Source organism: Actinocorallia lasiicapitis, from assembly GCF_054778695.1.
The window spans coordinates 1-9,132 of sequence record NZ_BAAGZI010000237.1 but is presented as its reverse complement, the minus strand read 5'-3'; the positions used below and the strand labels follow the sequence as shown (position 1 = coordinate 9,132).

Annotated in this window: 10 protein-coding genes and 1 pseudogene; 5 read left to right on the top strand and 6 right to left on the bottom strand. The window is 71.3% G+C overall.

What is annotated here, in order from left to right:
- Positions 1-238: 238 nt before the first annotated feature.
- The gene (locus ACYVE7_RS22675) at positions 239-859 is read right to left on the bottom strand and encodes a glycerophosphodiester phosphodiesterase (RefSeq protein ID WP_460367016.1); all 621 of its coding nucleotides are present in this window, start codon (positions 857-859) and stop codon (positions 239-241) included.
- A 72-nt stretch (positions 860-931) separates the two neighbouring features.
- Between ACYVE7_RS22675 and ACYVE7_RS22670 the strand changes: the two genes are divergently transcribed.
- The 3 genes from ACYVE7_RS22670 to ACYVE7_RS22660 are packed head-to-tail and all read left to right on the top strand — an operon-like array spanning position 932 to position 3,618.
- Complete coding sequence (locus ACYVE7_RS22670) at positions 932-1,804, top strand: alpha/beta fold hydrolase (RefSeq protein WP_460367015.1); 873 nt, start codon at positions 932-934, stop codon at positions 1,802-1,804.
- A gap of 26 nt (positions 1,805-1,830) precedes the next feature.
- The gene (locus ACYVE7_RS22665; protein WP_460367014.1) at positions 1,831-2,655 is read left to right on the top strand and encodes an oxygenase MpaB family protein; all 825 of its coding nucleotides are present in this window, start codon (positions 1,831-1,833) and stop codon (positions 2,653-2,655) included.
- Positions 2,656-2,700: 45 nt separating this feature from the next.
- The gene (locus tag ACYVE7_RS22660; RefSeq protein ID WP_460367013.1) at positions 2,701-3,618 is read left to right on the top strand and encodes an oxygenase MpaB family protein; all 918 of its coding nucleotides are present in this window, start codon (positions 2,701-2,703) and stop codon (positions 3,616-3,618) included.
- A gap of 78 nt (positions 3,619-3,696) precedes the next feature.
- On the opposite strand, the pseudogene ACYVE7_RS22655 reads toward ACYVE7_RS22660, so the two are convergent.
- From ACYVE7_RS22655 to ACYVE7_RS22640, 4 genes and pseudogenes are all read right to left on the bottom strand, one after another.
- Positions 3,697-4,479 (bottom strand): annotated as a pseudogene (locus tag ACYVE7_RS22655) (RecB family exonuclease); the annotation flags it as partial.
- 124 nt (positions 4,480-4,603) lie between these two features.
- Positions 4,604-5,296, bottom strand: coding sequence for an MBL fold metallo-hydrolase (locus tag ACYVE7_RS22650; RefSeq protein ID WP_460367012.1), 693 nt, complete (start codon positions 5,294-5,296; stop codon positions 4,604-4,606).
- Between the two features lie 9 nt (positions 5,297-5,305).
- A complete protein-coding gene (locus ACYVE7_RS22645; RefSeq protein ID WP_460367011.1) occupies positions 5,306-5,929 on the bottom strand; it encodes a MarC family protein in 624 nt (207 codons plus the stop codon).
- An 8-nt stretch (positions 5,930-5,937) separates the two neighbouring features.
- Entirely contained in the window at positions 5,938-6,579 is a 642-nt protein-coding gene (locus ACYVE7_RS22640) for a DUF6758 family protein (protein WP_460367010.1), read from the bottom strand.
- A 79-nt stretch (positions 6,580-6,658) separates the two neighbouring features.
- On the opposite strand from ACYVE7_RS22640, the gene ACYVE7_RS22635 reads away from it, so the two are divergent.
- Both ACYVE7_RS22635 and ACYVE7_RS22630 read left to right on the top strand, forming a co-directional pair.
- The gene (locus tag ACYVE7_RS22635) at positions 6,659-7,084 is read left to right on the top strand and encodes an NUDIX hydrolase (protein ID WP_460367009.1); all 426 of its coding nucleotides are present in this window, start codon (positions 6,659-6,661) and stop codon (positions 7,082-7,084) included.
- 36 nt (positions 7,085-7,120) lie between these two features.
- Positions 7,121-7,852, top strand: coding sequence for a hypothetical protein (locus tag ACYVE7_RS22630; RefSeq protein ID WP_460367008.1), 732 nt, complete (start codon positions 7,121-7,123; stop codon positions 7,850-7,852).
- Between the two features lie 3 nt (positions 7,853-7,855).
- Here ACYVE7_RS22630 and ACYVE7_RS22625 read toward each other — a convergent pair whose 3' ends face one another.
- A complete protein-coding gene (locus ACYVE7_RS22625; RefSeq protein ID WP_460367007.1) occupies positions 7,856-8,731 on the bottom strand; it encodes a lysostaphin resistance A-like protein in 876 nt (291 codons plus the stop codon).
- Positions 8,732-9,132 lie beyond the last annotated feature (401 nt).

Genomic DNA, 9,132 nt, shown 5'->3' with positions numbered 1-9,132 from the left:
GAAGCCGAGACGGCTGCGCCCCCCAAGCGCACCCGCCGCGCCCCCGCGAAGGCAGACGCCCCGGCCGAAGCCTCCCCGGAGCCCACGTCCAAGCCCGTCCGCCGCACCCGCGCCAAGGCCACCCCGCCCCCCGCGGAACCAACGGAAGCGCCCTAACCAGCACCACCCACAGAGATCCGCCCGCCACCCGCGGGCGGATCTTTCGTTTCCCCCGACCGAAGCCCCCGTGCGGAGAGGATCAGCGGAGGGTGAGGGCGGTGGTGGGGTGGTCGGTGATGAGGACGGTGACGCGGGGGTCGTGGAGGAAGCGGCGGAGGGAGCGGGGGGTGTTGACGGTCCAGAGCATGGCGGGGTAGCCGGCGCGGTGGCAGCGGGCCAGGACGCCCAGGTAGGCGAGGCGGTAGTTGAGGGCCACCCAGTCGGCGCCGGACGCTCTCAGGCGGGCGACGGGGCGGAAGACGTCCGACAGGAAGCCGCGCTGCCAGAGGGAGCGGCCGATCGACAGGGCGCACAGGACGTCGGGGCGGGTCCGCTTGATCAGCGCGATCGAGGCCGCCGACTTGGTGGTGACGACGTAGTTGCCGCGGCCCATGATCTCGTCGGCGAGGGCGACGAGATCCAGTTCGTGGCCCTCCTCCTTCAGGTCCAGATGGGCCCGTGCGCGGCCCTGGAGGATCTTCAGGGCGTCCTGGACGGACGTGCAGGGGTCGCCGGTCAGCGGGTCGTGGCGGACGAGGAGATCGCCTGTGGGGCCGCGCCGGATGTCCAGCTCGACATAGTCGACGCCCGCGGCCAGGGCGCGGGCGAGGGCGGCGGGCTCGTCGTCGGAGTCGCGGCGGTGGGCGGAGACCATGGCCATGACGCCACAAGTTACCGGTCGGAGATGGCAGGGAAGGCGCACTACACGTTTGGGTTGGTAGGTTGAAGCACCGTGAGTACTCCCCGGTTTCTTGACATGCCCTCCGTGGTCCGGCGCACGCGCCTGGAGACGGAGCGTGGGAGCTTCGCCGCGCTCGAAGCGGTGCCGATAGGCGAGCCGGAACGCTGCCCGGCCCTCCTCGTCCCCGGCTACACCGGTAGCAAAGAGGACTTTCTCGGCATTCTCCAGACCCTGACGCGGGCCGGACGCCGGGTCGTGGCCGTCGACATGCGCGGCCAGTACCAGTCCCCCGGCAGCCCGGACGACCCCGACGCCTACACGATCGCCGCGCTCGGCGCGGACATCGCGTCGCTGGTCGAGTCGATGGGGCCGCACCCCGTCCATCTGGTCGGCCACTCCTTCGGCGGGCTCGTCACCCGCGAGACCGTGCTGTCCGATCCGACCCCGATCGCGTCGTTCACCCTGATGTCGTCGGGGCCGGCGGCCGTCACGGGCCCGTCGGCGCAGCGCGCGGCCGCACTCCGTGACGCCCTCGCCTCGCTGACCATGGAGGAGATCTTCGATCTCAAGCTGGGCCCCGACTATCTGGCCGCCGGGCACCCCGCGGAGATCGTCGCGTTCCTGCGGGCGCGGAACACCGGCACCTGCCCGCAGGGCCTGATCCGGATGGCGGGTGAGCTGCTGAGCGCCCCCGACAAGGTCGACGAGCTGACCAAGGTCGCCGACGACGCCGATCTGCCGATCATGGTGCTCTGCGGCGAGGACGACGACGTGTGGGATCCGCGCGTCCAGGCCGCCATGGCCGACCGCCTCGACGCGTCCCGCGTGGTCATTCCGGGCGCCGCCCACTCCCCCGCGTGGGATGCCCCGGAGACCACCGCCCATGCCCTGACCGACTACTGGAACGCCGCCGAACGTCGCTAGACCAGCGGGTTCCTAACGTCGGGGGTATGCGCTCACCCCTCGGCCACGACGTCTCATTGAAGATCCACACGGATCCGGCGATGTGGGTGGCGGGCGTCCGCGCCCTGATGCTCCAGGCGTTGCATCCGGTCGCGATCCACGGCGTCTGGCAGAACTCCGATTTCGAGAACGATCCGATGGGCCGGCTGTGGCGGACCGCCGACTATGTGGGCGTCCAGACCGCGGGAACGCCGCAGGAGGCGGCCGAGGCGGGCCGTCGGCTGCGGGCCCTGCACGCGCGGCTGCGTTTCACCGATCCGGCGACGGGACGGGTGCACCGGGTCGACGAGCCCGATCTGCTCCGCTGGGTCCACTGCGCCGAGGTCGGCTCGTTTCTGGAGGTCACCCGCCGCGCCGGGCTCCGAGTGACTCCGGCAGAGGCCGACCGCTATCTCGCCGAGCAGTCGATCTCCGCCCGCCATGTCGGCCTCAACGACGCCCCCGCCTCAGTTCCGGCACTACGCGCCTACTTCCGCACCCAACGGCCCCTCCTGCGCCTGACCCCCGAAGCCAAGGCGGCCTGCACCTTCCTGCTCCGCCCCCACCTCACCGGCACCTGGCGCACGCTCCTCCCCGCCTGGGTCCCCCTGGCAACCCTCGCCTACCAGTGCCTGCCACCCTGGGCCCACCGCTCCTACACCCTGATCCCCTGCCCCCCAGCCCCCCTCACCACCCTGGCCCTGCGCACCTTCCGCCGAGCCGGCCTCCTCATCCCCCTCACCTTCCGCGACCGCACCACCGCCCCCCGAGCCCTCTCCCACACCCTCATCGACCAAGCGCCGAGTGGGGTGGTGGAGGGGCGGATTCGGTAGGGGTAAGGATACACTTACGCGGATTTGTCTCATGGGAGGTGGCTGATGGTGGCGACGGTGGCGGCTCCGGAGAGCGTGACGTGGCGGGTGCACATCGATCGGGCGATGTGGGTGGGCGGGGTGCGGGGGCTGATGCTGCAGGCGCTGCACCCGATGGCCATGTGGGGGGTGTGGCAGAACTCCAACTTCCAGGAGGACCCGTTCGGACGGCTGCAGCGGACCGCCGACTTCGTCGGGATGGCGACCTTCGGGGCGCACGAGGAGATCGAGGAGCTGGCCGCGAAGGTGCGCGGGATCCACCGGCGGCTGCGGATCCTCAACCACGACACCGGGAAGACCGAACGGCTCGACCAGCCCGAACTGCTCCGCTGGGTGCACTGCGCCGAAGTCTCCTCCTACCTGGACGTCGCACGCCGTGCCGGGCTGCCGCTGACACCGGCGATGGCCGACCGGTACTACAACGAGCAGCGCCACACCGCCACCTATGTCGGGCTGCACGCCGACGACATCCCCGGCAGCACCGCCGAGATGGACGCCTACTTCACCGAGATGCGGCCCGTGCTCCGCGTCACCGAAGAGGCCCGCGCCACCGCGAAGTTCCTCATCTGGCCGAAGCTTCCGGAGAACCTCCGCTTCCTCGCCCCCGGCAAACCGGCCTATTTCCCTTTCGGCGCGCTCTGCTACTACTCGCTGCCCGCCTGGGCGCGCGCAATGTACGGACTGCTCCCCGAGGTGCCCTCGCCCGCGGTGACGGCGGCGCTCCGCTCGTTCCGGCTGGCGATGAACGCGATCCCCGAACCCGTCCACGACCACGCGTTCATGAAGCCGACACGGGACATGCTCGCCCGCGCCCGGCACCGGCTCGCCGACGACGGCTACGACCTCACCAAGGGCCTGTACGGGCTCCGCGACCCCCGCCGCTGGCCCGCCCCCTCCCCTGCGCACGGCTCCCCTGCCCGCTAAGGGCGCCACGGGACGGTCCTCCAGCGCCGCCCACGGCGCCTTCTTCCCGGCCGCCGCCTGGCCTTCCGGGCAGTGCTTGGCGAAGTCGCACCAGCCGCAGAGCGGCCCGGGGCTCGGCGGGAAGACGGAGTCGTAGGGCGCGTGGTCGGGCGGTGCGTCGACAGGGCGTCGCGGCGCCGGGATCCGGTTGCGGTAGGCGTCGTCGGCGTCCGCGCATTCGGCGGCGATCGCCTCGGCGCGCCGTAGCTGCCGGGCCAGGCTCTGATCGGTGTGCTGCCAGCTCACGACCTCGCCCGTGGGCAGATGGTGCAGCTCGACCGTGTGGCACGGCTTGCGCAGCACCCGGGAGGCCGCGATCGCGTACAGCGCCAGCGCCAGTGACCCCCGCGCGTCGTCCGACGTCAGCGGCCGGCGGCCCGTCTTGTAGTCGACGACGGCCAGCTCCGCGGCGCGCTCGGCGAGCCGGTCGATCCGGCCGATCACCGCGATCGCCTCGGTCTTGGTGGCGACGGTGCGCTCCACGCCGACCGGTTCGTCGGCCGGATCCAGGGCGGCGGCGTACTCCTCGACCATGGCGCGTGCGCGCTCGCGCCAGGCCGCCGACTGCTCGCCGTCCCGGAAACCCTCCGTCAGCCAGCCGCGCGCCAGCAGCGTGCCCGCCATCGGCGCGGTGCGCTGCTCCAGCGGCAGCCGCCACCACGCGGCGAGCGCGTTGTGGACGGCCGCGCCCATGCTGTTATGCGCCCAGGGCAGCCCTTTGGACGGCATCGGCCGATCCAGGTAGGTCATCCGATACCGGCGCGGGCAGTCGAGCCAGTTGTTCAACCGCGACGGCGTGCACGAATACAGCCGTCGCGGCATACCCTCAAGACCGAGCTGCTCCACGCTGAGACCACTCCACGTCGGATCGCGGCGCCCCCGAGGCGGGACGCGTCAGAATCACCCTACGTAGAGGGTCGGACAGTTTCAGCGAGGACCGGGAAGGCTACTCGTCGTCCGCGGCGACACGGCCGAGCGAGTACCACGACTCCCAGCGGTCCGCTTCCTCGCCGACCGTGGTCTCCTCGCCCTGGGCGGGCAGGACACGCGTGTCGCCGGGGATCTGCCCGAACTGGGCGCTGATCGAGTTCAGCTGGGCGTGCAGCTCGGGGAACTCGCCGCCGATCGAACCGGGACGCCCGCGCAGCAGGGTGTGGCCGGTGAACAGCACCGACTCGCCCTCGCTGTACAGCGACACGCTGCCCGGGGTGAAGCCCGGCGTGTGCAGCACCTCGAGCTGGACGCCCGCGATCTCGAACGCGCCGCCGTCCTCGAGGTAGGTGTCGGGTTCGAGCGACTTGAGGTCGTCGTCCTCGTTCTCCAGGGCGAGCTTGCGGAAGTGGTCCCGCCACAGGGCGCGGTCGGCGCGGTGCAGCAGGATCTCGGCGTCGCCGCGCTCCTCGTCTGCCGCGACCTCCAGGACGGTCGACAGCACGTTGTCGCGCCCGTTGGTGCAGACGACGGCCATCACCTCCCGGCCGTCGACGACCTTGAGGATCGCCTCGGCGTCGTTCGCGGGGTCGATGACGATGACTTCCTCGTCGTCGCCGATGATCCACGAGTTGACCTCGACGGTGAACTCCTCGTCGTCCACCGTTACCGGGCCGCTCGTAACAACTTGTTCAATGCGCGCAGTCACGGGGGCAGACTATCCGGCTTCGATGAAGGAACGCACGGCGTCGGCGGACAGTTGGACCGCGATGGCCGCCAGGAGCAGGCCCGCGATCCTGCTGACCAGCTCCACTCCGTTCTCCTTGATGATCCTGTTGATCACCACGGAGAACCGCATCGTGGCCCAGAGCACCAGCACGACCGCGACGATCGCCGCGCAGAGCGACGCGATCTTCGGCTCCGCGCCGTCGGCCCGCTGGACGAAGACGATCGCCGCGACGATCGCGCCGGGACCGGCCAGCAGGGGCGTCCCGAGCGGCACCATCGCGACGTTCAGGTTCCTGTCGCCGAGCTCGTCGGTCGGCCCGGCACGTCCCATGAGCAGGTCGAGGGCGACGAGCAGGAGCAGCAGCCCGCCGGCGAGCTGGAGCGCGGGCACCGTGACGCCCAGGTAGTCGAGGACGACCCGGCCGAACACCGCGAATCCGGCGATGACCCCGAACGCGACGGTCGCGGCGGTGCGCGCCATCCGCTGCCGCTGCTTCTCGGGGTAGCCCTTGGTCAGGGCGAGGAAGACCGGCACCAGGCCCGGCGGGTCGGTGATCACGATGAGGGTCACGAAGGCCTCACCGAAGAAGCGGACGTCGAAGAAGGAGTTCATCTCCCCCGTCAACTACCCGCGGACGGCTCCAGCCTGGGGCAGGCCGCCCCATAGGGAAGGTCAAGATCCATTCCGGGTTCCCGCAGGTCGGTCAGGGTGAGCGAGCCGATCATCAGCGCGCCCGCCTCGGCGGGCCACAGGATCGCCCAGAGCCAGCGACCCAGCGCCTCGCCCACGTAGACGGCCCGGTCGGGCGCGCCCTGCACCGACCAGAGCGGCAGCGGACGCCCCGCCGCGGTGACCTTCGCGTGCGGCGGTCCCTGCGCGAACTCCGTGCCCGGATCGGGCCCCGGCATCCCGGCGAACTGGGCGCCGAGCCCCACCCCGAGCTCCTCGGAGATCAGCAGCATGTCGGCGGGGCCCGAGGTCAGCCCTGGGCCCGTCACGGCGACGCCCGTCGCCCGCGACCCCGCCCTGTCGTCGCCCGCGTGCAGGAAACCGGTGACCAGCCAGCCGAGCGGCAGCGGCCACGGCAGCCAGATCGGGACTTTCGCCGTCTTCCGGACGGCCGCCAGCCCCTCCTTCGACGGGCTCCCCGGCGGCAGCAGAGGCAGCACGGAACCGTGCGCCGCGCAGGCCCACTCGCTGGACCAGGCGTTCGGCGGCTCTAGTGGCCCGCGACAGCGCGGGCACGTCGGTTCCGGCCTCACGATTACTCACAGTCGCCGTTCAGCGCCGTCAAGTCAAGGGCGATTAGCTAAGTACTTCCCAAAAGTCTTTACTGGTGGGGTGCGATGCGTCGGTGCGGTGATCGTCAGGGACGGCTCCCTTCTCCTGGTCCGGCGGGGCAGACCGCCCGGCCTCGGCCGGTGGAGCATCCCCGGCGGACGGGTCGAACCGGGCGAGTCCGACGCCGCGGCCGTCGCCCGTGAGGTCTTGGAGGAGACGGGCCTTGTGGTGACGGTCGGCGACCGTGTCGGCGGCGTCACCCTGAAGGCGCTCGCCGACCCCGACGGCCCCGTCCTGCGCCCCGGACGTCCCGCGATCCGCACCTACGACGTGCACGACTACGCCGCGGAGGTCGTCTCCGGCTCCCTCACCGCCGGTTCGGACGCCGCCGACGCCCGCTGGTTCCCCTTCGAGACCCTCGACTCCCTCGAAACAACCGAAGGACTCCTGAACGCTCTGCGGACCTGGCGAGTCATACCCGGGTAAAGTCGTTACCACCGCTTGACTCGAGGGGATGCACGAATGCAAGAGATCCAGTTCCGGCTGACGGACCGGCAGCGCAAGCTCTACCTGGTCCTGGCCGCGATCTGGGGCGTGGTCGCCCTGATGAACATGGTGATCAGTTTCGGCCGGGGGCTCACCTACCTGGTCCTCGCCGGAGTGATGGTCGGCTACTACTTCCTGTTCGCGCGGTTCGGCGTCGACCTCAGCGCGCAGGGCGTGACCTTCCGCGGCTGGCAGACCAAGACCGTCCCGTGGAACCAGATCGTCTCGGTGCAGCAGACCAAGTTCTGGTTCCAGGACAGGGCGCTGTTCACGTTCGCGGACGGCTCGTCCAAGCGGTCGTGGGCGCCTCTGCACTACTTCTCGATGCCGGACCGCGAGTTCGCGCTCAAGGTGCAGGGCATCCAGCAGTGGCACCAGCAGTACGCGTCCGTGGCGGCGCAGCAGCCCACGTTCGGCCAGCCGCAGCAGCAGCAGTACGGCCAGCCGCAGCCCTACGGGCAGCCGCAGGGCCTGCCCCAGCAGGGTGTTCCGCCGCAGGGCCACGGCCAGCCGGGCTACCCGCAGCAGGGCGTGCCGCAGCAGGGGTACCCGCAGCAGTACGGGCAGCCGCAGGCCTACGGGCAGCAGCCGCCCGCGCCGCCGTACGGGCAGCAGCCCGTCCCGCCGCAGCAGGGGCAGAGCGGCCCGCCGCCCGGCGAGTGGACCCAGGTCTTCGGCGCCGGCGGCCAGGACCCCAACCAGCGCTGACGTTCAGACCCGCTCCGGAACCGGTGTCGCCGCCGGTTCCGGCTGCGGGGTGACGGTCGCGATCCGCCGCCGCTTCGCCAGCCACAGGACGGCCGCCGCGTACAGCGCCAGCGGCGGGACGTCGATCAGCAGCACCCACCAGGGCGCGCCGCCCTGCTCCAGCGAGCTGCCGAGCTCGCCGATCGCCGCGGGCAGCAGGAACGCCATCAGGTTGTTCAGCACGTGCAGCGCGATCGACGCCTCCAGCCCGCCCGTCTTGATGACGAGCCACGCCGCGATCATCGCGAAGCAGAAGATGTCGAGCATCGCCCAGCCGGTGTAGCCGTGGCCGAGCACGAACACCGCACTGCTGACGATCATCGCGGGCAGCGGGGTGGCGAGCTTCCAGTACGAGCCGATCGCCTGCATCAGCCAGCCGCGGAACACGAACTCCTCGGCCGCCGACTGGAACGGCACCAGCAGGACGATCATGAGGGCGGGTCCGAGGAACCGTTCCCAGCCGACGAACGTCTCGCCGGTGGCGTCGGGCTCGACGACCAGCCCGACCAGCAGGTTCAGCGCGTACGACACGACCACGAACCCGACGCCGAGCAGCGCGCAGACCGCGAGCCACTTCCACCGCATCCGTCCGACGACGGAGATGACGGTCCCGGCGGGCCGCCGTCCCACCGCCCAGGTGACGAACAGGACGATCGGCGTCAGCACGGCCAGCAGCGTCAGGTTGAGCGCCAGGTCCTCGGTGCTCCCCATGATGGGCGCCCCGGCGTCGTCGAACCGCACGGCCTTCCCGCTGATCGCGACGTGCAGCAGCATCCATCCGAGCATCACCCCGATGACCGCGACGAGCGCCATCCCCACCAGCGCGAACAGCCCCAGCACCGGCCGCCACCACCGAAACGCCGCGTTCCGCCCCAACCTCAGAAACGAAAGCCCCGCCCCGACCCCCACCCCCCAAGGCACCTTCGCCGCCGCAACCCACTTCCCCCCATCCCAGACCATCCCCCCAGCAACCCCATACCCATACCCCGCATACGGCCCGGCGTTCGGACCACCCGCATACGGGCCACCCGCATACGGCCCTGCGGCATTCGGACCGCCCGTGTAGGGACCCGGCGCGTTCGGTTCGCCCGTATTCGGATCACCGCCGTACGGGCCTCCCGCTGGGGGCATTCCGGGGTATCCCTGCCCCTGGCCGGGCCCTGCGCCGTTCTGCGGCATCGGCGGCTGCGGCCCTCCGGGCCAGGTGTACGCGACCGGCCCGCCCGCGACCGGCGCACCGG